This window comes from uncultured Rummeliibacillus sp., assembly GCF_934216135.1.
Taxonomy (GTDB): domain Bacteria; phylum Bacillota; class Bacilli; order Bacillales_A; family Planococcaceae; genus Rummeliibacillus.
The window spans coordinates 1-24,849 of sequence record NZ_CAKQBI010000018.1 but is presented as its reverse complement, the minus strand read 5'-3'; the positions used below and the strand labels follow the sequence as shown (position 1 = coordinate 24,849).

19 protein-coding genes are annotated in these 24,849 nt (G+C 35.0%); 5 read left to right on the top strand and 14 right to left on the bottom strand.

Features of this window, described 5'->3' with window-relative positions; translation table 11 throughout:
- Positions 1-147, top strand: a complete 147-nt coding sequence (locus Q0977_RS11995) for an HNH endonuclease (protein WP_299514251.1) — start codon at positions 1-3, stop codon at positions 145-147.
- Here the strand turns inward: Q0977_RS11995 and Q0977_RS11990 are convergent.
- The 3 genes from Q0977_RS11990 to Q0977_RS11980 all read right to left on the bottom strand — a co-directional run bounded on the left by Q0977_RS11990 (position 142) and on the right by Q0977_RS11980 (position 2,834).
- Positions 142-957, bottom strand: coding sequence for an SMI1/KNR4 family protein (locus tag Q0977_RS11990; protein ID WP_299514191.1), 816 nt, complete (start codon positions 955-957; stop codon positions 142-144). The genes Q0977_RS11995 and Q0977_RS11990 overlap by 6 nt on opposite strands.
- 386 nt (positions 958-1,343) lie before the next feature.
- Positions 1,344-1,520, bottom strand: a complete 177-nt coding sequence (locus tag Q0977_RS11985) for a hypothetical protein (RefSeq protein ID WP_299514188.1) — start codon at positions 1,518-1,520, stop codon at positions 1,344-1,346.
- A 459-nt stretch (positions 1,521-1,979) separates the two neighbouring features.
- Positions 1,980-2,834, bottom strand: a complete 855-nt coding sequence (locus Q0977_RS11980; protein WP_299514185.1) for a lysozyme inhibitor LprI family protein — start codon at positions 2,832-2,834, stop codon at positions 1,980-1,982.
- A 350-nt stretch (positions 2,835-3,184) separates the two neighbouring features.
- On the opposite strand from Q0977_RS11980, the gene Q0977_RS11975 reads away from it, so the two are divergent.
- Entirely contained in the window at positions 3,185-5,716 is a 2,532-nt protein-coding gene (locus Q0977_RS11975) for a hypothetical protein (protein ID WP_299514182.1), read from the top strand.
- Positions 5,717-6,135: 419 nt separating this feature from the next.
- Here Q0977_RS11975 and Q0977_RS11970 read toward each other — a convergent pair whose 3' ends face one another.
- The 5 genes from Q0977_RS11970 to Q0977_RS11950 form a co-directional block, all read right to left on the bottom strand.
- Positions 6,136-6,597 (bottom strand): YrhA family protein, encoded by a 462-nt coding sequence (locus Q0977_RS11970; protein WP_299514180.1) that lies wholly within the window; start codon positions 6,595-6,597, stop codon positions 6,136-6,138.
- A 2-nt stretch (positions 6,598-6,599) separates the two neighbouring features.
- Complete coding sequence (locus tag Q0977_RS11965) at positions 6,600-7,151, bottom strand: hypothetical protein (RefSeq protein WP_299514177.1); 552 nt, start codon at positions 7,149-7,151, stop codon at positions 6,600-6,602.
- 182 nt (positions 7,152-7,333) lie between these two features.
- Entirely contained in the window at positions 7,334-7,546 is a 213-nt protein-coding gene (locus Q0977_RS11960) for a bacteriocin immunity protein (RefSeq protein WP_299514174.1), read from the bottom strand.
- Between the two features lie 18 nt (positions 7,547-7,564).
- Entirely contained in the window at positions 7,565-9,331 is a 1,767-nt protein-coding gene (locus Q0977_RS11955; RefSeq protein WP_299514171.1) for a T7SS effector LXG polymorphic toxin, read from the bottom strand.
- 278 nt (positions 9,332-9,609) lie between these two features.
- Positions 9,610-9,801, bottom strand: coding sequence for a hypothetical protein (locus Q0977_RS11950; protein ID WP_299514168.1), 192 nt, complete (start codon positions 9,799-9,801; stop codon positions 9,610-9,612).
- 471 nt (positions 9,802-10,272) lie between these two features.
- On the opposite strand from Q0977_RS11950, the gene Q0977_RS11945 reads away from it, so the two are divergent.
- Positions 10,273-11,097 (top strand): nuclease-related domain-containing protein, encoded by an 825-nt coding sequence (locus Q0977_RS11945; protein WP_299514165.1) that lies wholly within the window; start codon positions 10,273-10,275, stop codon positions 11,095-11,097.
- 323 nt (positions 11,098-11,420) lie between these two features.
- Here Q0977_RS11945 and Q0977_RS11940 read toward each other — a convergent pair whose 3' ends face one another.
- The 6 genes from Q0977_RS11940 to Q0977_RS11915 form a co-directional block, all read right to left on the bottom strand.
- Complete coding sequence (locus Q0977_RS11940; RefSeq protein WP_299514162.1) at positions 11,421-11,717, bottom strand: hypothetical protein; 297 nt, start codon at positions 11,715-11,717, stop codon at positions 11,421-11,423.
- Between the two features lie 14 nt (positions 11,718-11,731).
- The gene (locus Q0977_RS11935; RefSeq protein ID WP_299514159.1) at positions 11,732-12,034 is read right to left on the bottom strand and encodes a hypothetical protein; all 303 of its coding nucleotides are present in this window, start codon (positions 12,032-12,034) and stop codon (positions 11,732-11,734) included.
- 319 nt (positions 12,035-12,353) lie between these two features.
- Positions 12,354-15,233 carry a hypothetical protein gene (locus tag Q0977_RS11930; RefSeq protein WP_299514157.1) on the bottom strand — a complete coding sequence of 960 codons (2,880 nt, stop codon included), beginning with the start codon at positions 15,231-15,233 and terminating at the stop codon, positions 12,354-12,356.
- A 698-nt stretch (positions 15,234-15,931) separates the two neighbouring features.
- Positions 15,932-17,800, bottom strand: a complete 1,869-nt coding sequence (locus Q0977_RS11925) for a nucleoside-diphosphate sugar epimerase/dehydratase (RefSeq protein ID WP_299514248.1) — start codon at positions 17,798-17,800, stop codon at positions 15,932-15,934.
- A 345-nt stretch (positions 17,801-18,145) separates the two neighbouring features.
- A complete protein-coding gene (locus tag Q0977_RS11920; protein ID WP_299514154.1) occupies positions 18,146-20,824 on the bottom strand; it encodes a glucosaminidase domain-containing protein in 2,679 nt (892 codons plus the stop codon).
- Between the two features lie 560 nt (positions 20,825-21,384).
- Positions 21,385-22,965 carry a glucosaminidase domain-containing protein gene (locus Q0977_RS11915; protein WP_119414152.1) on the bottom strand — a complete coding sequence of 527 codons (1,581 nt, stop codon included), beginning with the start codon at positions 22,963-22,965 and terminating at the stop codon, positions 21,385-21,387.
- Between the two features lie 349 nt (positions 22,966-23,314).
- Between Q0977_RS11915 and Q0977_RS11910 the strand changes: the two genes are divergently transcribed.
- Positions 23,315-24,274, top strand: a complete 960-nt coding sequence (locus Q0977_RS11910) for a nuclease-related domain-containing protein (RefSeq protein WP_299514147.1) — start codon at positions 23,315-23,317, stop codon at positions 24,272-24,274.
- Between the two features lie 354 nt (positions 24,275-24,628).
- Positions 24,629-24,849 (top strand): hypothetical protein (locus Q0977_RS11905; RefSeq protein ID WP_299514144.1); only part of this gene is annotated, 221 nt, incomplete at its 3' end.

Below are 24,849 nucleotides of genomic sequence, written 5' to 3'. Positions count from 1 at the left end.
ATTTTTGACACTTGGCACCATCATCAAACAAGAGGTTATATGCAATTAATAGACTCAGCAATTCATTCTAAAACAGGTCATACTGGCGGGAATAGTATTTTGGAAAAAAATAAAAAGCACCTGAAAACAGGTGACTTTTATTTATAACTTTCTTCTAATTTGCTTACCGTATTTAACAGCTAAATAATCAAAATCACCTTCATATCCTTTAAAGTTAATCATAGACTCAGCTAATTCCGTTAATAAATTAATAGGCCATTTTTCAGAAGGTACTTTATTCATTTTCATTAAAACATGTTCTCCAATTGAAATAGGCAATCTTTCGAACTTTTTTAACTTTATTGCTTGTAAAGCTAATTTAATAAACCATTCCATATCACATTCTTCTCTAGCGAATTGATAAAAACCATTTGATATTTCAACATATGATTTACCTTTAGAAATATTTTTTTCAAATTCTTCTTTTGTATAAACAATTTCATCTTCATCATCTTCTAAATCAAATTCAAAGTCATCTTCTTCAGGTTGTTTTAATTTCTTTAAAAACAATTCAAAAGTTTTTGCTACTTGCTTTGGTTTACTCTCAGCATCTTCTTCTATGTAAACAACAGCTGGTTCATTTCCAGCATAATTACGATAATCAAGGGATAACCAATAATTACCATCACCAGAAATAATAATTAAACCTTTTTCCATTTCCCACTCTTCAACAAGATAATTAGATTCAATAATACCTTCTTCCAAATCAATTCCACGAATATTTTCAATTTCAACTTCACCATCTGGAACTCTACCAGAATGAAGAATACTATAGGCTAAATCCCCACCATTATGTAATTTCATCAATTCTATATAAGAATCAGGTAGCTTCACACCTAAAGTTTCTTCAACTTTTTTCAAATCTTCCAACGAAAAATCATCAAACTCGGCTTCACCTTCAAAAATATATTCAAACATTTTATCATTCCTCTCGTTTATTTATTAAAAGAATATCAAATAAAAAAATAATACAAAAAGAAAAACATAAATGTAAATCAATAATAAATTTTCAATTGCCAATTCCATATTGCCATAATCGAATAGGCTTTCCTCAATGTCTGAATTTCCATCATCTACTCAAACTTAATCATTATTCTATATGATCTGGATTTTTAGATAAAGAAATCTACCATTGCAGCGATTGGTTACACCGTTCTTGAATTTTCATATATGTATTATATTCTTTATTGCGTGGGGAAAAATGAAAAGAAAAATCCTTAACCTCCAAAGAGATAAAGGATTTAATGTATACACCATTTCTAGAATTATACCTTTAGTTTGTAACTCATTTAAAACTAAACTCATTATTTACTTTTTTTGAGAAGAAATATACCGATAGCTATTACAATTAGAAGAATTGGGGCAACCCAAAGAACACTATTATATTTAGATGAACTGGAAAGTAATAGTCCACCCAAATAAACACTTAATACTACTGCAGTAATAATCAATAAAGTCTCTTCCAGATAATTTTTTGTCACTATACTCTCTCCTCTTAATAATTGATAAAAATTTTAACAAATAAATTAAATACAGCAGACTAGCAGGGTATGCTGATGTAACTTATAAAAAGTATGTACAATATTACCATGAAGGTTCTTATAAAAAGAAATATAAGACATATGTTAAAACAACTATGAAAAATAGAACTTTAAAAGTAAAATACAAAAAGAAATAAATAATATATTTCCTAAAATTTATGCGTATATTCAAAATAACACCAATACCACTTAATAATCATATCGAAAGCTCTTTCTGGTGTTTATCGTTAAAACGAATTCTTTGGTGTTTATTGCAAAATAAAAGTGCACAATTCATCAAAAAAGAATTATATAATAAGTAGCGCATATCCATCGAATGTCGAAACGCATTATCATGTTTCGACATTTTTTAATTCTTAAATTTACATAACTTAAAATCCTTAAAATTCAACCAACATATTACCGTTGAAGCTCTGCCGCATAGTCATTTAGTAATTCATAACAGCGTTCTTTTGTACTTTCTGCTAACGCCATAGCGTGTGATACTTTTGGTGTGTACGAATCCATACTTTCTGCATCTATACTTGCTTGATCTGCAGTGGCATCGCGATCACTAATCCATTGGCGTTGATAATTTCGTAGACTATTGAAATCACTTGCCGACAAGTTTGTTTTTAAAGTACCATAAATATCATTTAGTAATGCATCCCATTGCGCATAACGGGCATTTTCTGCATTAATCATTTTATCTTCAGAACCTTGTGTTGTACCATCAATACTTGCAGCAGGATTATCGTATCTTGAAACAATTGTAGATGCACGATTCGAATAGATCTGATACATATTATTTTTGGGTTGCTGTTGAGTTTGAGCTGTATTCATATTATTTGGAGAAGTTTGCGCTTTTTTCGTTTTAGCTGAAATCATCTTAGCTTGTTTTCTCTTTGCTTCTTGACGTAAATTTTCTACTTGTCCACTTACGCTATTGAGTATTTCTGGAGAATCAAGTAATCCGTCCGCTTCCTTCATAGCATTTTTATATTTCTTATCATCGATTAAATTTTCTATCTCTTTGGTTTTCTTTAATTGCGTTACATAATTTTTTGCTTGCGAATCTTCTGGTTTTTCATCTAACGCTACTGAAAAAGAAGCTAATGCCTTATCAATATTTCCATCTGTTAAAGCAATTTTCCCCTGCTCTACAGCTTTTGTATATGTAGAATTTGCGCTTTCTGCACTTTTTTTCGGCTCTTCACTATTACCACAACCAGCTAATAGCGCTCCTACTAAAATTATGTATGACAATTTTCTCATGACGAAATCACCCTTTCATTACTATCAATCTATTTTAGTGTTATTTTTGGACTATGGCTAGTAGTTTTTTTAATCTTATACAATACCAAGACGCTTTTAACTGATGTCTCGAACTTCATTAACTGTGTTTGTTAGTAAACTCTAATAATATACGATATTCGTATGCTATTATCTCTTGAAACAATTTAACATGAAATTGTTTCAAGAGATGGTGATATAGATACTGCTTACCGCACTATCTAAAAACTATTAAACTATTTATCATAAAATCATGGAAAATTAAGTATTTATAGTAGATAATTAGAACATAAGTGATTAAAAAATCACACATATAAGAGAGGAGATTTTCTATGTCACATTATAAAATTGCCAAAACTGCAACTGCATTGATAGTAGGTGCTTCCGTTCTAACTTCTTCAGTAGTAGGTTCAGGAGCGGATGCTTTTGCTAAAATAACTTACAAAATCACTAAAAAGGGTACTCTTGTAAATGCTACAACTAACCAAACGATTAAAGGATACAAATCTTACAATGGAATTTTGTATAAGAATGGTAAAGCATTCACTGGGATTTACAAGAAAAAATATTACAAGGCCGGGGTTAAGAAAACTGGAACATACAAAGGTGCGTATTATGTAAAGGGTGTTTACAAAGTTACAACAGGTACTTACGCTGGTGCCTATTACGTTAATGGCGTTAAAAAAGTGAAAACAGGCACTTATGCTGGTGCATACTATGTAAATGGTATTAAAAAAGTAGAAACAGGAACTTTTGAAAATGCTTACTATGTAAAAGGAAAAAAAGTTGTTGAAACAGGTCTTTACAAAGGTCAACTCTATAAAGATGGCGTACTGAATGTAGGATTAGCGTTATTTAACGATAAATACTATTTCAATGCAACTCTAGCTAATGATACATATTTAGATAATGGGGTTGAAAAAGCATTTGAAAACGGACAAGTTGTTGCTCCTAAAGTAAAATCAGTTGAATCTTTAAATGCAAAACAAATCAAAGTAACCTTTAATCGTTCTGTAGATGCTTCAACTATTATCGGGGAAGATAGTGCATTAAAAAATATTAGTATTACAAAAGTAGGTTCCGTAGCTTCAACAGGCTTAACCGCTCAGTTATCAGAAGATAAACGATCACTAATCATCACTGCTGAATCAGGATCCATCTTCTCTGGTTCATACGTGGCAGAAGTTAGCAATCAAGTTAAAACAACTACAAACGAAAAATTCACCGCAGATTCTCAAATTATTAAAGCTGATGATAAAGTTGCACCGACTTATGTAAACTTTACAAAAGAAAATGCTACCACCTTTGCCTTTAACTTCTCTGAACCGATTAACGATAAAGGCTTTGTCGCTTTAAAATACGCTGATGGTACATCTATTCAAGTACCTAGCGATAACATAACTGTTGAAGGATCCTCTATTAAGGTTATCTTACCTTCTACTGTTTCAACTGGAAAAGACATTGTAGTATCGTTCACTGGTTTAACAGACTTTGGTGCCAATATACTTGAAACACCTTTCTCTGTCTCTATCCAAAAAGGTGAAAAAGACGGTGTAGCCCCTGTCGTAACAAGTATAACTCCGATAAATGCCAAAAAATTTGAGATTAAATTCTCTGAAGAAGTTCAAGAGTTTGATAAAACAGATTTAAATTTAGCTGGATCTAACTCTTCCATCAAATCTGTAACTAAGGACAAAAATGATAAAACACAATACATTGTGGAACTAAATTCGGCAGTATCTGGTTTAGTTACAATTACAATACCTGACAAATCATACTCAGATCTATCTGGTGAAGTAGGAAAAGCATTCAGCCAAGTTCTTAACTTTGTTGCTGACACGGTTAAACCAACTGTAACTTTAACTGTTTCTATGGATAAGAACGACAAACAGGTATTGACCCTTACAACAAGTGAAGAAACATCACTAATTGCTTCTGGAACAATTACTTTGCCAGCAAAAGCTGTTAAAAACTATGTCACAACTACTGGTAATATTAAATTTGCTGCTTCAGATTTAACACCAGTATCAGGTTCTTCAACTCAATATACGATTCCATTATCAAAAGTGAAGTTTGAAGATAAAGCACTAGAAAAAGATACTACTTACACACTAGACTTAGTTGAAAATATCTTTGCTGACGTAGCCAATAACAAAAATGATGCAAAAAAATCTGCTTTCACATTTACTCGTGGTGAAGACAAAGATAACTCAAAACCATCATTAACAGACAACCAAGTAAAAGTTATCGACAACGATACATTTACGGTTGATTTTGGTACAGAAAGGGCTTTAGATAACTCTACAATTGTAAACAAAAATAACTACTTCGTAGCAGGCGCAACAATTGACTCTGTCACTCTAAACGCAAACGGTGTAGCTACGGTAAAACTAGTATCTGGTTCAAACAACTATACTGGAAACCGTACTGTAAAAATCAAAGGTATCAAAGCTCTAAATGGTAATACAATGGATGATTTTTCTACCATTAAATTATTCAACGAAAATGTAAAACCAACTTTAATATCTGCAAAAATAACAAAAACCACACCGGCTATTCCAGATTCAGCTAACCTTGCAAACCCTGGTTCAACAACGGTTGTTTTAATATTCAATGAATCCGTAAAAGTCACTAATGATACAACTTACAAAGTAAACATTGGCGGTATAGAAGTAATAGGCACAGTTGCCTCCGTTTCAAAAACAGCTTATTCAAACAAAGAAGTAACTGTTACAATTAATAAAGAATTAACCATAACAGACTTTGGAAAAGGCATAACACTATCATCCAACGATTATCAAATAGTTGACGAAGCAAACAACAAAGCCGATATCGGTGCGAATGGGATTGTTGTGAATTTATAAGTAATACAGGGCAGTCATCTAAACGATAAAAAAGATGCAACCTTATCACAATAACTAACTATGCGTAAAAAAAGGTCCTTAATCTCAAGAGAGATTTAAGGATCTTTTTTGTACTCCCTCTTCAAAATTATTTTGGTGCCTGGCACTTGATTTTGGACGCATGGGGAACTAGTGAATCTAGTAATATTTGATGCGGATAATGGAAGTATTTTTTCAGATGCTCTGTTCTTGCTCGTAGAGGACTTGAATTGTTGAGAGAGCGGATAATTCTTCTAATTGGGCGGATAAAAAATACTTTTCTCTTATTCATAAGAAAAGCCCTTAGCCTCCGAAGAAATTAAGTACTTAATTTGTATTCTATTTCTGAATTATTTCGTTGATTGGCTGCTTATACTATGTCATATCTTTCCTTCTATCTTTTATAAAAGAGTTGTTTCAAGTGCTTCAATCAACATAGAATCAAAACTTTCAAATGACTGAATCATAGTTCCTGAGGGTTTATCTAGTTCTTTATAAATATTCTCATTAATATCATAACAATACCATGCCGTATCAGAATCCCCCAAAAAAATATATTGCTTTTGGTAATCATTTTCATACCAAAGCTCATTCATCTCAACAAACCCATCAATATCATCATCTACTTCCTTATCTAGTAGACCTTTATCAATACCGTAAATTACTAATCCATTATAATCTAAACCATTTATTTTCTTTAGAAACTCAGTATATGACTTAGGTAAAACAATGTTTCCTAATTTCAATTGGATATTATGGTTAATTCTTTCAATTTCTGTATCTGATACTGGATTTCTAAGAGAACTTCCGTACTTTTCTTCAATTTTTTCTATTTCTATCAACATATCTTTCCATCGTGGCATATCTACTCTTCCTTTCCATTGAAATGTTTTGGAGGGTAAAACTTATCTTCAAACATTGGCCACTGTATCGTTTTACTTTGTTTAGGAGATAGCTCTCTTGTTAGAGAATTCACCACATTGTAAGGCACAACACCTACATTGGCATAAGCTAATTGATTCCTAGGGGCATACTGCAATAAGTTGAGATTAGAGATTTTTTCTACTGCACCTTTTACTTTGCTGGCGCCTGCTTTGGTAGCGACTTTTGTTGTTGCCATTCCGGTTTTTGATACAGAGCCTAATCCTTTTGTTCCCACTGCAGACAATCCGATGGTTCCTAATGCATAAGAAAACCATTCCGCACGGGACTTGGCGTCTCCGTTGATCACATCTCGTTCATACGAATCACGGATCGCCGTCGAAAGAAAATCGAATGTTTCTATTGGATGCGCAAGGGCATCAATTGTACTCTCTATTGTTTTTACGGGATGCAAGACGAAATTGAATAGCCCTTTTACGAATTCTTTTCCTGCTTTGTAGGCACCATTTTTGATACCTTCTGCGGTTTCCCACAAGGTGAGGATCTGTTTTTGTTCATCCGTTTTTCTACCGTATCATGGATGGGCTTGTTTGCACCTCATCATAAATTCAACAATATAAAGAAAAAGCCCCTAACCTCTGAAAAGATTTAGGACTTAATCGCTGTCTATTTTCTGCATTATTTCGGTGACCAGCACCAAAGTTTCTACCAATACAATTATTTTTCATCTTTATATGTTAAAGCAATATTTACTACTTCCTCTGCTGATAAATCCTCTTCATTCCAAAAAATCAGATCACTAGGGGCAGGATGAGGAACATTATCTTCCAAAATATCTATATATCCACTTATTTCTTCATCAGACAGCTTAGGATTACATATTTTATTTACAAGTTCAATTAATTCTTCTTTAGATAACTTTTTACTCATTTTTCCACCTTCTTTAAATTATTTTCCTTTCTTTCCAAAATGATAAGCAGGGTCTAGAATATTTTGGTGCATTTTTGGGGATGTAATTATTAAATTATCAAGGTTGTATACCTCTCCCCCCTTATCTATGGGCTGTTTATGATGAAGTATATACGACTTTTGTTTACCATAATGTTCAATTTTAGGAGCAATAGGAGCATTCCCTTCTGACATTCTTGAAACATTTCTAGTATTAAACTCCTTTGCAAAGCTTGAATTTGCTACAGACACCCAAAACTCTTTTCTAAAATCATCGAAGGAATTAAATTGTTTACCTATTAGTTTATCTCTTATTTCTATAGGAATTATCCCAATCGATCCATTATTATACATAAGCTTAGTCTGTGTTTGAAGACTTCTATCTAACTTAAAATTACTATTAACAACTCCTGATTTATTCCTTATTTTCTTATTTAAGTCCTTACCGCTCCCCTTCGTCTCTATCTTCGCCAAAGAAAGCAGCTGTTTTTCCGCCCTAGCACCATTCAGCGCATTGTAAGGCACAGCACCTGCATTGGCATAGGCTAATTGATTCCTAGGGGCATACGGCAATAAGTTTAGATTGGAGATTTTTTCTACTGCACCTTTTACCTTGCTGAAGCCGGCTTTGGTAGCAACTTTGGTTGTTGCCATTCCGGTTTTTGATACGGCGCCCAACCCTTTTGTTCCCACTGCGGACAATCCAATAGTTCCTAATGCATAAGAAAACCATTCCGCACGTGACTTGGCGTCTCCGTTGATCACATCTCTTTCATATGAATCACGGATTGCCATCGATAAATAATCAAACGTTTCTATTGGATGCGCAAGGGCATCAATTGTACTCTCTATTGTTTTTACTGGATGCAAGACGAAATTGAATAGCCCTTTTACGAATTCTTTTCCTGCTTTGTATGCACCGTTTTTGATACCTTCTGCTGTTTCCCACAAGGTGAGGATCCGTTTTTGTTCAGCGGTTAGGTTTTCATCGCCTAGTTCTTTTGCCAGTTTCAAAAATTCTTCTAGGTTAGTTGTATTTGCGAGTTTCTTTTGTAACTCTTCTTTACTGTCTTCTCTAGAACAAGTATTTTCTAAAAGCAAGTCATCGATTTGATACTTCTTCAATGTGCCCACTTTATAGTTTTCTAGTTGTATCTTTCCACTTTTCGCATGGGATTGAATACGATCTATGTAGTTTTGCATGGTTGACACATCATTGGATAATTCTTCTAAAGCTTTACTTTGATTGTAATCAAATTGATGGACTTTTTCTACCGTATCTTTGATTTGGCTTTTTGCATCATCCACTTCTTCCAGAAAGAATGTATCATGTAATAGCGGTGCAGCTACAATGTCTTGTACGGATAGAATTGTTTGATTTGTTTCATCTGTTAGTGTGATTGTATGATTGGCTGTGTTTTGTAGGCTACTTTGTAAATCTTCTGCTAAAAATGCTTCGACAATCCTACCATTTTTAGCTGACTCTAACGCTTGCAATTCATTGCCCATAATTGTTAGTTTACTCTCGTAATCTTCTATAAAAGTTTTGTAATAAGAGATAAATGGCAAATGCACTTCTCTATAATAATTTCGCATCGCATCCGCGCTTTTTCCTTTAAAAGCATCTTCAAGGGCGAGTATCCCTTGAACCGCGGTTTCGATTGCAGCGATTTCTTTTTGTTTCGCTTTTAAAGATTTGAGCGTTTTTTCAATTCCATTCTGTATACCGGCAACATCTAATATCTTCGAAATAACAATCAACCTCACTTAACGGAAATTTCTTTTGAAATCACTTCTCCTACTGTAAAACAATTATCATTAACACCGAATGAAAATTTTAAACTTTCAGAAATTATAACATGTAAAAAAGCTCCTATTAAGATTATTTTTACCTATAAGTATTTATTATTAATAGGAATTTTTACACGCTGCTCTCAAAGACTAGTCCCCTTGCTATTTATAATAGAAAACATAAAAAAATCCTTAGCCTCCGAAGAGATTAAGGACTTTAAATCGGTGCTGAATTATGCTTTCTGACTCCTGATTTACTCTTTAGGTAAGTCAAGATCTTGGTATGCTAACTGATACTTTCCCCCATCGGCAACTTCTGAATGGTACAAAGCCTTAAGCGCATAGTTTTTCTCTAGATCAAGGTTTATCATCAATTCTTTTAAGTGCTTTTGCAATTCTTTATTGTCTTTAACCAGCTGGTTCATTTGAGATTTCACGTATTTCATAAGATATGGTCAAGCTCCTTTCAGATACTCACAAGTATAGCACTAATCCTGGCATTCCGATGAACCATAGATGCTAGACACTCAAACAATTAGATAATAATTACAATTTAACTCTTTATGGAGGATTCCTGCTGGTGGACAAACTATGGCCAAACCGACTACCACACCTGTTGCAATCAGGTTAAACCTAAGTTCTTTCTTCTCTTGTCCTGCTCGGATTCCTATATTGTCAGAATTGTTTCGGTGCCAGAGCACCTGAAACTACACTAATCATTTTAGAGAGAGGATTTTTCTTAACTTTGCACTGCTCAAAATTCTTTAGATAATGAAAAATGTACTTATTATCTCCTGTTCACATACAATATTCCACTATCATTTTAATAATCTATTAGACCGAAGATGGTATAATTTATGTAATACCATAATTATAAAAAAAAGAATTTTCACTTACATAAGAATAGAGGTTAAATGATGGTCTTTGGTTTTTTCTTCAATAAAAAAAAGAAAGATGAAAAAGAAATTGACGATTCTTCACTTATAAAAGCTAACGAAAGTAAGAAAAATAATCAACATTGGGCAAACCGAAAAGGAGAACTTGGTGAATATAAAATCAATATCCAATTAGACCAGTTTCCTAAAAACTATATGCATCATAGCGACTTGTTTATAAAGAATGAAAAGTCTTCTACGGGCTACTCACAAATTGACCATGTTATCATTACACCCTACAGAATATTTGTCATTGAAACAAAAAACTATCAAGGCACGATTTACGGGGGAAAGGATAGAAAAACGTGGTTAATTAACGGTAAATTTAAAATGATGAATCCTTTATTACAAAACTATGGTCACATACAAGCAATTAAAAATATAATTGATGAAAAATATCACGAACACTTTATATCTATGGTTTCTTTCACCAAACGATGCACGTTAAAAATTGAAGAGGAGTTAAGAAGGATCCATTCGAACCAGCTAGTCGTTTATGATATAGAATTGACAGAATTTATCAATCGAAAAATAGCTGTTCTTAAACTTCAAAACAAGGAACCGTTCCTTTCAAATAAGGATATCAATTTAATACACGATGCATTATCAAACGTAAATATCCAAGACCCTTCGATTAGACATCAGCACATTGAGAGTATCCAAAAAACGAATGCTATAAAAAATAATGAAGATACATGTTCAATCTGTCAAAAACCTGTATCTGATAAAGTGAAATCTTATTGCTTATCTAACAAAAGGTTTAATGGAAATATTTATTGTTTTGAACACCAAAAAAAATTTCGATAAAGAATAATGAAGATACTTTCGCAAACCTATGTCGTAGAAACACAATCAGTCATGTACTTATTCCATTCAAATTTAGAATTCTTTTGTCTTTTCCTGTAAAATTTTTACGTCTTCTGTTAGAATGGTTACTGCAATTGTTAAAATGGCTTTTGATTTCATGCTCTTTTCCCTCCTAAAAATAGAACTCACGACAGTTATATAATAATGTCGTGAGTTTTTTTACACACAAAAATAGCCCATGCCTTGTGTTGCATGAACTTGTCCTTTTTACTATTCTTTTGATTTACTTTTGTCGTGAGATTCCGATTAGTTTTGTCGTGAGTTTAATCGTTCTCCAATTGTACTTCTCCATTTTTCACCCAAATTGTTTTGATATGATGTTGGTTGCTTTCATCGTAAACATCCATCATTAAGTATTCATTACGTTCTTTTGTCCAATAGTTAATCGCTGTTACCATGCAAACATCTGGTAATGCTTTGAACTCACCTTCTGCAAAGAAACGCTCGTCCATTTCCTCTTTGTATAGTTCAATAGTTTCGTAACCAATGTCATTTAGTGTTACTTGTTCATTTGTTCGTAATGCCATTCCTTTTAAAAATCGCTCGTAGCTGTATGTCATGTGTTAATGCTCCTTTACTTGTAAGTTTCGTAGGCAATTACTTCATCATTCTTCTTCCACAGTTCAAACAAAACCCCTGTTTCTTTACAAATGAAATATGCTTCCCAGTGGTTTCCTCTAATATCATCATGTGCACAAGAGTAGGCACTAGTTGCTAGTTTTAAATTCCATTTATTCTCCATTAAATGCATGTACCGTTCTAGGTCTGGATGCTTTAAATCAATGACGTTAATTTCTACATTTGATGCTTGTGGGTACACATGAAATACCTGTCTTAGTTGTTTGGTAAACCATTCTTTCACAAAAATCTCTTCCATTTGGATTCTCCTTTTCTCTTAAAACCTTGAATTAGACGTGTAAAACGATTACTTTTAGAACTCCTAACTTTCTTAGGCTCGTTTAAAAGTAATCGCTTTTTAGGTAATGTATGCTGCTTTGGGAGCACTCATTCCATTCCCTCCTAACGAAAAAGCTCCCATGTACGAATACATGAGAGCTAGAATTCAAGATAATAATATATATTTAAAAAGTGAATCCAAACGCTATGAGACTAAAAAACTCCTATCTTCCAAAGAAGATAGGAGTGTGAATCCGTTCGCCCAATAAGGAAAGGGGTGGATTTATCAATAGTTACAATTAGCGAGTAGTTGTAACTTTGATTTCTTTAGCTTGAGTATTTGAAGCTGTATCTTTAACTAATGCTGCAAGAGTTTCAAGTGTTACAGTTTTAGTAGTATCAAATGCTACAACTGAAGTTCCTGGTTTAGCAGCTACGATTTCAGCATCTTTAGCATAGAACTTATAAGTTGTTGAGCCACTTGTAATTGTATCTGTATTTTGTAGAGTATAAGCTTTACCAGTTGCATCGTAGAATCCATCAGCTGTTGCTTTTACATCTGGAGTTACTCCAGCATCTGGGCTTGGGATGATTACATCATCCTTAGCATAGTAAGTGTTAGCTCCAACTGTATCGCCAACTTTTGCAGTGTAAGCTTTACCAGTTGCATCATAGAATCCATCAGCTGTTGCTTTTACTGCTGGAGTTGTAGTAGCTACAGATTTATCTGCTGTAATAATAACTGTTTTACCAGTTACACTAACAACTGTAGCTGAGTTAAGTGTTACATCTTTACCATCTTCAGTAAATTTAAATGCTGTTTTAACATCATCAGCTGCATTGATACCAGCAACATTTTCATTGTAAGTTAATACAAATGTTTTACCATCTGCTAATAGTTGAGCAGATTGTAATTTAGGTGCTACGTTATCATTAACACCAACAGTACCTACGTAAGATTTTAAAGTTTTTGTACCTGCAGTATTCTTAACGTTAGCTACTGTGAATACAGCGGCTTTATCGTCTTTATCAATAGATTCTGCTGGTAATGTAATTGTTGCTACTTTTTGGTCTTTATCAAGAGTAATAGTAGTTCCAGTTGGAAGTGGTTTACCACCTAATGTGTAGTTAGCTACATCAGTTGCTGAACCTGCTACTGCTCCACCTTTTACTGCTTCTGGGAATGTTACAGTGATAACATTCTTAGTTGCTTCAGCTTTTGATAATTCGAATTCAGTAGCTTGTTGACCTTGACCAAAGTCAATAGTGTAATTGAATGCTGCTGATTTGTTACCAGCTTCAGCTAGGTCAGTTACTAATTCATTCTTGAATGAGATTGCATATTGACCTGTAATAACTTCTGCAGTTGCTGCTTTGAATACTAATTTTTTATCTCCAGCTTTTACTTCTTGAGCTTTGTAGTTTGCAAATGTTGTAGTATCAAGAACGCCATTTGCAGTTACGATTGAAGAAGCTACATCATGTAATGTTGTACCAGTTACTACTGATGCTGCTTTTAAGCCTTCGCTAAAGTTAATTTCGATTGCTTCAACTTTTCCGTCTTTATCTTTAACTACGTTGAAACCTGTTGCTACTGGTTTAGCTGAATCTTTTGTTAAAGTTACTTTTTGTACTGATTCAGTTGTTTTGTTACCTAATTTATCTTCCATGTCTTTAGGTAATACTACATTGAATGTACGGCTATCTTTATTTGCAAAGATAGAATCTGTTACAGCAATAGTGAATTGTGTATCATTTGTATTAGCTACTGGAGTAATAGCTCCAATTCCAACTGATGCAAGAGCTTCATCTTTAACTGTAATACCAGCTACTGTAGATGATTTCATTGGTTTATTAAATGTTACTAAAATTTCTTTATCATTTGCAGCAGATACTGTAGCAACTGGAATAGCTGCGTCTACTGATACTGTGAAAGTAGCTGAAGTTGACACAACTTTATTACCAGCTGCATCTTCTGCATTGATTAGTTCAACAGTATGTGTTTTACCTGCTTCAAGGTTTAAACCTGTTAATTCTAATGAATCAGAAGTACCTGTGAATGATGTTACTGTAGCGTAATCTCCATCAACTTTAACTAGTACGCCAGCTTTTACTGGTTCTGATAATTGAATAGTAGCAGTTTTTGCTACAGTTCCGTTTGTTTTAGCTTCAACGCTTACAATTGAAGGAGCTACTTTATCTTCAAAAGTAATTTTACCTACATATTTTTCAGTAGATACTTTATCGTCTGCTTTAGTTTGGATTGCGTTAACTACTACAGTAGCATCTGTAACTTTAATTGCAGTAGTTGAAGTTAATGTTAATGTTTTACCATCTTCTGATAATTTACCAGCAGAAAGTGTAACACCCTCAACTGTAACTACGCCTGATTTTTCAGCAGCAGTTTTATCTACTGATTTGTTAAATGTAACTTTAACAGTTGTACCGTTAATCGCTTCTACAGATTTAACTTTAGCGCCAACTTCAACACCGTTTTCAATTGCTCTTTCAACGCCGTTATCATCATAAGTACCGTCAGCTATTTCAGCATCGTTGTACCATTTATCTTCGTGTTTTACTAAACCTTTGTTAAGATCAGCATCTTTATAAAGTTTACCTTCATGAAGAGCAAGACCTACGTTTAGTACGCCATCTTTGTAAAGTTTATCTTGGTAAAGATCAAGACCAGTTTCTTTTTCACCTTTAGTGTAAAGAACATCTTTGTAAAGACCAGTGAATAGTTTACCGTTTTTGTAAACTTTACCTTTGTATTCGCCTTCTACGCGTTTACCGTCTTTGTAAGTGTAACCGTATGAAGTTACGCCAGTGAATTTAACACCTTTTTTGTAGTAAACGTTTTTAGAAGTTTTACCAGTGAATAGTTTACCTTTCACATAGTATTTTTTGTTGTAAGTACCAGTGAATTTAACACCTGATTTGTAGAATACTGATTTGTAAGTACCAGTTAATTTTTTACCATTTTTATAAAGTTTACCTTTATAAGATTTGTAACCTTTTACCGCTTTGTTAGTTTTTGCGTTTACAAGTGTACCTTTTTTAGTCACTTTGTAAGTAGTTTTTGCTGAAGCATCAGTACCTGATACCGCAACTGCAGATGTAAGTACAGAAGCACCAAGTACAAGTGCTGTAGCAGACTTAACTAATTTAAGATTTGCCATGAATAAAAATCCTCCCTTATTGGATATGATTAGCATTTCGCTGTTTTTTTGTGTTCATCAGCTAATCATGCTTAGCCTAATTATCGACTATTAGAGGGAGAATTTCCACCTTTTTTTATGTAAAAATATTCAATACAAAAAGGTAAATATCACTATTTTGATAAATTAGCAATAAAAATATTATACATTTATTCTCAATTTACATTATTTTTACAAAATAAGCATGATTATTGTTATATTGTTTATACAGATAGTTATTAAGGATTATTTTAAACTATTAGACATGACTAAATTTCTAATTTTTTCATATATATTTTTCGTGTAATATTGGCATATTCCTGAAATATTATCATACTATTTTAGATTGCTAGTTTTTTAGTTATTATTAAATATTATGAATATGAGTTTCTTCCATTATATATAGTCTACTATTCCTCCAATCGATGATTTAACCATGCAATGATCCTATTGTGAAATTTTGTTGTAGCGAGGTAATACTATTACAAATGTTACGAAAATGATGCATTTTGTAATAAAATAGCAGATGGTTTTTAAATCTATTTAGATGACTTTATGTTTTAAATAATCTAGTCAATTGATATTAATTGTTAGTTATTTAGTAAACTTTTTACTTTTAGGTTAGACTAGATCCGACATTGATCTCCATTTCCATATAACAAAAACCTCAGCACCTTTTATCAAGTCGCTGAGGTTATATGTTGTGTAACTTGTTGTCCACCATTTACTAATACTAGTGATGGTTTGGATGGAACTATTGTTTTTCTATTGGCAGTGCTAATTAGCGTTTCTTTTAGTGTTTTGATGTCTTGTTCTAGTAGTGTGTCTATTATTTGATAGAGTTCTTGCTTATCGATAGGATCTGCTTTTCCGATGAAGATTTTCAATACTTGTTTCTTTTGGAGCTCATTTTCATTTAACAGTTCTTCAAATAGTTTTTCGCCTGGTCGGATTCCTGAGAATTCTATACCGATTTCTTCTTCTGTGTAACCCGATAGCGTAATCAGATTTCGTGCTAGGTCGACAATTTTAACTGGCTCTCCCATATTCAAGACGAATACTTCTCCTCCCCTTGCTAAGGCACCTGCCTGGAGAACTAAGCGAGAGGCTTCTGGAATCGTCATAAAGTATCTCGTCATTTCTGGATGCGTTACGGTAACAGGCCCGCCTGCTTCGATTTGCTTTTTAAAGAGTGGGATTACACTTCCCCTACTTCCTAGTACGTTTCCAAAACGGACGGCTACGAATTTTGTTTTACTTTCTTTTGCTAGATTTTGTACGATCATTTCCGCAAAGCGTTTTGTTGCTCCCATAACATTCGGTGGGTTTACTGCCTTATCGGTGGAGACCATGACAAAACATCCGACACCGAAGAAATCAGCAGCTTCCGCTATGTTCTTGGTACCGAATATATTATTCTTCACCGCTTCTCTAGGATTGTACTCCATGAGTGGTACGTGCTTATGAGCTGCTGCATGATAGATGACATCTGGTTTATACTTTGAGATGATTTCAAATAGACGTACTCTGTCTTGTATATCTGCAATAATCGGGATGATTTCTATTTCTTCTTGATAGAGTTGTCTCAGTTCCATATCAATCGTATAAATGCTATTTTCACCATGACCTAAGAGTAACAGTTTCTTAGGATAGAATTTGCAAACTTGTCGGCAGATTTCAGAGCCTATAGATCCTCCTGCACCTGTTACAAGTATCGTTTTACCTGTTATTTTTTTTGAAATGCTTGTCATATCCAATTTCACTGGTTCTCTACCAAGTAAATCTTCCACTTGTACCTCCCGAAAGTTATTGACCGATATTTTACCTGCGATCAAGTCTTCCACAGATGGCATGATTTTAGTATTTGCTTTCGTTTTGGCACATTCTTCGTAGATTCGTTTTAGTTCTGACTTTTGAAGCGACGGTATTGCTATGATGATATTTTCAATTTTTAGTTTTTCGACTAACTTTGGAATGTGGTGAATCTTCCCCTTTACGTCTATCCCATAAATCTGGAGTTTGAGCTTTTTTGGATCATCATCTGCAAAGGCAACTGGATAGAGATTCGTTTCTTTGTTTTTCAATAATTGCCGAACAATCATCGTCCCAGCAGCACCTGCTCCAACGACCAACGTCCGTTCTTTTTCAGGATTTGGTGTGATAAATCGCTCACGGAATAAGCGCCATGAAAATCTCGAGCCCCCGATTAAAAGGACATGCATCATCCATGTGATTCCTATAACACGAACATCTATTGTTTGAAAAGCGATTAGCTGAACGACTATTGTCGTCATGATTGACAATGTAATCGCCTTAATAATCGCTAGCAACTCGCCTATACTGGCATACTCCCAAGCATTTCGATACATACGATAGATTGCCGCAAATAAATGATGACTCACTAATAATGTACCGGAACTTACAAGTAGAAATGGCATTACTCCGTGTTGTAATGAAGGACTAACGATTAAATAGCTTAGAAATATTGCTGTAATCACAATGGTAGAGTCTAATAACATTAATAACGGCAGTCTTCTATTGTAAGGCAGTGTGCTTCTCCTCCTATTCAAAATTGAGAGTATGATAATTCGCTACATTATATGGTTCTTTTCTAATGGGTATGACTAAAATGGATATTTTTCTAATCGAAATAAGTTGAGGGTGGCTTAGGCTTTGTTATAAGGGGATTTGAGGTTGAAGTTATGGAGACTTTATTTGTATTCTAGGTACATCGTTTAAAAGGATTTTGTAAAATGATGTATGTTAGATACTACTTTTTAAAATGGGTATAGTGAAAAGTGATTAAGGGGTTCGAAAATAGGGTTGGCCTTTTTTAGCATGTAAAAAAGCAAAAGACAGAAATGTTATGAGGTAAACATTTCTGTCTTTTAATTTTAGAATTTTGTAATGATAGTAGAACTGATCCATGCTTTTGTTGTACTGGATGGGATATAGATTTGATACCAAGTTGTGTTGGATTCGTCTTTTGTTGTTACTACTTTCCCTTTGTCATCTGTTACAAGTTTTAAATAAGTATCCTTTTTCAATGTTGCAAGGACAGTTGAATTTTTCGTCGTTGCCTTGTCACGTACATTGGTGTCATTATAGTTCGTAACAGCCAGGTTTTGGATATTCAAGTAGTCACTTCTAACCCATGCTTGGTCATTGCCATTATAGCTAACGCGGAACCAACGTCCACCACTATTTTTGTCATCTTTGATATCTGCGTTATGTCCTAAGATTGTAATTTGTTGACCAAGTGATAGCGTACCAATTTGTCTTGCAGTCGTAGCGTATGGCATGGAATAGACTGGCGCAATTAGAGATGCCGTTGCTATGATGCCTTGGTCGAATGTATAGAATGTGCTCGGTTGTGGCTTGTTCGCCGGGATAATATGATCGTATGTTTTTTGTATCGGCGCTGGATCTAATGTGCTCTCTGGCTGAGCTGCATAGTATTTGCTGTCGTATGGTTTCATCTCTTCCATTAGTCGAGCAATACTACGTCCCCAATTTTGGTCTGTTGCGTATTTTGTGTTCATCCCTGCGATATGGACTCCGTTGTTATAGAGAGCGCCGGGTTTTAAATATTTGTTGTAAATAGCATCCGCATAGTATTCAAGTCCTTCTTTTCCTGATGGGAAGTATAGGGCACAGGTGAATGGTGCTGAGTCATATGCTTGGTAGCCAAAGAAGTTGTTTTTATATTGTGAGATGGCTGAACCGCCCCATCCTGTTTCCCAGATTGCATGAGCAAGCATAAATTGAGCGTTGATGCCATATTCTGCTTGGACTTTTAGAAAAGCTGGCACCATCTTGTAAAGGTTGTTTGTAGTGAAGCTTGTTCCTTTTTTCTTTACAAGATAGGCTTCCATTTCTTGTTGCGTAATATTGGATACTTTTCGTAGGTTTTCTGCTAGATAATTGTTGCCGGTTTGTTCTGGTGTGATCCAGACCGTTTTGCCACCAACGCTTCCTTGGTAGAATGTTTTACCGTTAATGACTTCGGTTTTCTTGGCTGTGAATGCTTTTGCTCGGTAATTGCTTAGTGAGCTATAGACGACGTTGTTTGTTGTACCGTTTGAGATATTATAAGCTTTACCGAATCCTGTTAAATACAATTTTAGGTTGGATGTGGTGGATGAAGTGATGTTGGTTAAGGTGATTTGTCCTTCCTCTACCCATCCGATTGACTTTGTTTTTGTACCGTCTGTACGACTGATTTCGTAATATGTTTTGTTGTCTACTGTTGCTTGTTTGTAGACATAGAAGTTTTCTTTTGTATAGGTTTTGCCTGCTTGTTGTGATTTCGTTAGGTCCGTTAAATCCTGATAGATTTTGGTAGATGTACTTTTTAGGATGCCGACTTTTGTAATGGCTGTTGTTTGTGGTTGTGCTGGTGTTTCTTGATCTGGTTTTGTTGGGTTAGTTGGTTCCGTTGGCTCGGTTGGCTTAGCTGGGTCTGTGGTGTCTGGCTTTGGCGCATTTTTGACTTGTGTTGATGTGACCCAGAGAGTGATATTGTCTGTTGTTGTGCCTTGATACCAGGTTCCATCTCCTGCTTTGACGGCTTTTATGATAGTGAATGTTTCATCTTTTGGTAACGATTTTTGAACAATATCTTTTGTTCCACCCCATTGAATGCTGTAGCCATTACCTGTTCCATTTAATACTTTTTCAGTTGTAGGGATTTTAGCTGTCCCTTGAGCAACTGTTGTTAACTCTGTGTTTTGAACCCAACCGATGACTGCAGCTGTACTTGTTGGGTGTGTGCTTAGTTGATAATAGATGTTCTTTCCGATTGTTGCTTGCTTCGTGATGTAATACGTTCTATTCGTTTTTTTGGTTGTTGCCTCGGATGATTGTTTTAGATTGTCGATATCTGGGTAAACTTTGGCAATTTGTGTGTTGATACGGCCTAGTCTGTTTACTTTTTTTAGTACTGGTTTAGTCGTTGTTGGTGATGGCTTTTTTGTTGTTAATTGGGACGACTTTAGCCAGACAGTTTGTCCGTTAAGTGTTCCACTATACCACGTGTCATCTCCAACTTTTTCAGTTGTTTTCGTTTTAAATAGGGTGTTTTTGTTCGTGGTAAGGGAGATGAACATGATATTCTTTGCTCCACCCCATGGTCTTGTGTAACCTTTGCCTGTTCCTTTGATATATCTTTTTGTGGTGCTATTTTTGGTAATTTTATGTGTTTTGGTTGTGAGATCTTTTGCTTTGACCCAACCGATAAATGGCTGACTGGCGTTTTTATAGTTGCTAATTTGATAATAAGTTGTTTTATTGTAAACAGCTTTTTTGTTTATGTAGTAAGTGAGTTCTAGTTTTTGGCTGCCTACTTTTGTTCCTGTTGTTGCTGTTGGTGATTGATATATAACGGCTTTCTCGTTTTTGAAGCGACCTAATTTACTAGTGTCTGTTTGTTTAACTGATTTTGTAGGTTGCGTAACCGTAGTTTTTGCTTCCGCCTTTAATGCTGGTAGGGACATGGTAACTGTTGATGCTAGCATAGCTGCTGAGATAACTGCTGCTGTGAGTCTTTTGTGTGACTTTTGATGTGTTGCCATCTATAATCCTTCCTTTCTATTAAAATGGTGGATTTTTACTAACTATAGCATGGATTTGAGAGATTTGGTAGGTGTTGGGGTGGGAGGGGTGTGGGGTGGTTCCGCGATTTTTGGGTGGAGTTACGCGATATTCGGAGAGAGTTCCGCGATTTTGTAGGTTGGTCCCGCGGTTTTTGGAATTGTATCCGCGTTCCTGACAATTTAAGTCTTTATGAGTTTACTCGGGGTAGACGATTATTGCTCTACTTGGGCGCGGCTAGGTATTTGTGTTTTACCTGTATCCTTTCCGCGGATAATGCTTTTGAGTATTTAGGGGGTTCCGTAGTTTTTTGGTCTAGTCCCGCGGTTTCGGGGTGAAGTTACGCGATTTTTTAGGTATGTCACGCGGTTTTGGAAATTTTATCCGCTCTCTTGATAATTTAAGTCTTAAGGTAGTCAAACGGGATGATGCTCTGCTTGGGCGCGGCTAGGTATTTGTGTTTTACTTGTATCCTGTCCGCGGATAATGCTTTTGGGTAATAGAAAAAGACCACCCGTGATGATTGGTGGTCTCCTTATAGTTAGTTGTACATTTGGATAACTGAGCTGCTGATCCATGCTTTTTTGGTTGTGCCTGGTTTGTAGATTTGGTACCAGGTTGTTTTGTTTTTGTCTTTCTTTGTGACATATTTGTTGTCTTTTTTGACTAGTTTGATCGGCGTGTTTTTATTGACTGAAGCTACTTTTGTATATTTTGTATCGGCGCCAGCTCTTAGGTTTGTGCCGTCACTTGTTGTAAAGGCTAGGTTTTGAACAGCGATTTGGTCGCTACGTACCCACCCTTGTTTGCCACTGTAGCTGATTCGATACCAGCGTACTGTTTTGCCGCTATCATTTTTGAAGTCGCGGACATCTGAGTGATAGGCTTTTAGCGTGATTGATTTGTTTTTTTTGTATGTGCCATATTTTGATGAGTAGATATATGGCAAGCTATAGACTGTTGCTCCTGATGCAACGTTGACTTTTGCTGTGATATCCGACGGCATTGTATGATATGAAGCTGGTTGTGCTTTTGTTTCTGGGATGACGTTATCGTATTCTTTTGGTGCTGGGAATACTTTTGTACTTACGCTTTTTTTGCTGTAATAAGAGCTGTTGTATGGTTTCATTTGTGCCATTAAATCAGCAATTTTTTCACTCCAGCCTTTATCAGTAGCATACTTGACGTTCATGCCTAATAGCGATGGGCCATTATAGTAAGCGCCAGTAGTTGTTAGATAATCACGATAGATTTTGTAGACATATGCACTTAATCCTGCTTTTCCTGTCGGGAAGTATTTTGCACAAGTTAAGGCACAAGTGTCATATGCTTGATAACCGAAATAGTTATTTTTGTATTGTGCAATAGTAGAACCGCCCCAACCTGTTTCTAGAATGGCATGAGCAAACATAAATTGGGCGTTAATGCCAGATTCGTTTTGTAATTCGATAAATGTTGGTGCTAGTTTGTAAAGGACGTTGTCTGGTAGTTTTCCTTTAGTTAATAAGAATGCTTGCATTTCTTTTGCTGTGATATTCGATGTTTTTCGAAGGTTCAGCGCGATGTATGGGTTTGTTTTGATATGTGTCGCTGAAATCCAGACCGTTTTTCCGTTTAGCGTTCCTTTGTGCCAAGTGGATGTGCCAAGTTTTTCTGTTCGAGTAATTTTGAATGATTTTGCGCGATATTTACTTAAAGTGTAAACTTTATTTTTCGTACCGCCCCAAGGCATATCGTAAGCTGTTCCTGTTCCCGCTATGTATACTGTCGATGATGTTTTATTTACAAGCTTACGTGAGTAGCGCTTTAAATCTCCTGATGCAACCCATCCTATTTCTTTGGATCCTTGATAAAGTTGGTAGTAAGTTGTTTTATCAATCGTTGTTTTATTTCTTACATAAAAGGCTCTACCTGTGTAAGTAGTGTTGGCCAGGATGAATTTTTTCTTGTCATTGGGTTTTTTATAGATTTTGGAAGTTTTTGACTTGATGTGTGCAATCTGATTGACCTCAGTTGTTTTGTAAGTGCTTGATGTCTTTGCGGAGGCTTGTCCGTTAGTGATATAGATTGTTGCTACTAACATCGTAAGAATCATACAGATGCGTATAATATTTTTCCTCATTTTTGGCTATTCCCTTCTTTCTCTTTTGTCTTATAGAATTATTGTATAGGAATATTACTTCCAGGTGAACGGGTATTTCATACTAGTTCAGTGAATTATACGTGACTATTTTTGCCAATAATTCTTGTTTTTATTATGATAAATTATTTTAATTTGTCATAATTTTTTCGGTATTTTTATAAAAATGAGCGAAATTGGATTTCATAATATATTTTCGGTATTATTTTGATATTTTTAATTTTATTTCATATAATTTTGTTGTTTTATGAGTTTTTTCGTTTGTTTTGGTGCCTTGCATGGAATTGAAACTCTCTCTATAATTCAGCTAAAAGTAAGGAGGAGGATATTTTTGATCGGTAAGGCTTATTCTAAAACAGATTATTTAGATGGATTAGATAGTTTAATAAGAAGACTTTCTACATCAAATCCTAAGCGAGAGGAATTAATCAATGAATATAATCGTATCCAAGCCGGTGACATTGGTGAAAAAGTTGTTATGGATTTACTAGTAAAGCTTCAACTTCCCTACGACTTTTTTATATTTCACAATCTATCTTTGTCGCTGGAAACGAAAGTTCAGTTTGATGTATTGTTGTTGACTCCGCATTATATCTTGATATTAGAAGTGAAAAACATTAAAGGCTCAGTTATTTTAAGAGACAATCCAAGTCAGCTTGTCCGGACATTGCCTAATGGAGAAGTTCAAGTTTTTAATAGCCCAGGGCCACAACTGGAAGAGTATATCTATCAACTCAAAACTTTTTTGGGGAATAAAGGACAGAACATTCCCGTATACGGTGCCGTTGTTTTCCCTTTTACATCAGGTCTAATTGAACAAAGCACAAATAAAACAACTATTTTACGAAAAAATGAATTAAAATCTTTCATACGAAATATTCCTATAAGGGGACCTTTTTTAACTGGTAGGGAGATTGAATATTGGAAAGACTATTTTCTAAATAATCATATCGAATTTAATCCATATCCTTTAGTTGAAAGATATAATATTCAGCTTAGCGAAATTAAAAATGGGGTCTTGTGCAAAAAGTGTGGACATATAGGGATGAAAAAGTTTCCATATTATTGGTATTGCCCTATCTGCCATTACAAAAGTAAAAATGCGCATGAGCATACAATTATGGAGTATTTTAAGCTCATCAATAACACTATGACGAATCCCGAATGCAGAGAATTTCTTGGTATTCAAAATCCGAATCAATCCTATCGCCTGATAAAAAAGATGCCGTTGCAGCGTGTCGGAAAGAATCGATACGCACAATATATGCTTCCGAAAAATGGAGATAAATAAATCTGTTTCGATTGGTGGAGCGTGGATTCAAAGGACTTTGAGTGTGGAACAGGACTTGTGGATTGGGGCTTGTGGGGCAGGACTTAAATTGTCCGGAACGTGGATTCAATTTCTTGTTGCGTGGATTGATGGTTGAGTTGCGTGGATTGAACTCCGATGTGGGTGGATTGATGGACCATTTGCGTGGATTGGATTCTATTTTGCGTGGATTGAAGCTGTTTTTTGATAGATGGAGGACTACATCTGATTGCTCAAGGGCTTTGGGCGCGGATCGGATACTTGTTTAGATATGATTGTCTGCCGCGGATAATGGGAGTATTTTCTCTGCTTTGAGTTAGCTTCGGAGGACTTGAATTGTCCGGAACGTGGATTCAATTTCTTGTTGCGTGGATTGATTGCTGTGTTGCGTGGATTAAACTCCGATGTGCGTGGATTGATGGACCATTTGCGTGGATTGGATTCTATTTTGAGTGGATTGAAGCTGTTTTTTTGATAGATGGACTACATCTGATTGCTCAAGGGCTTTGGGCGCGGATCGGATACTTGTTTAGATATGATTGTCTGCCGCGGATAAT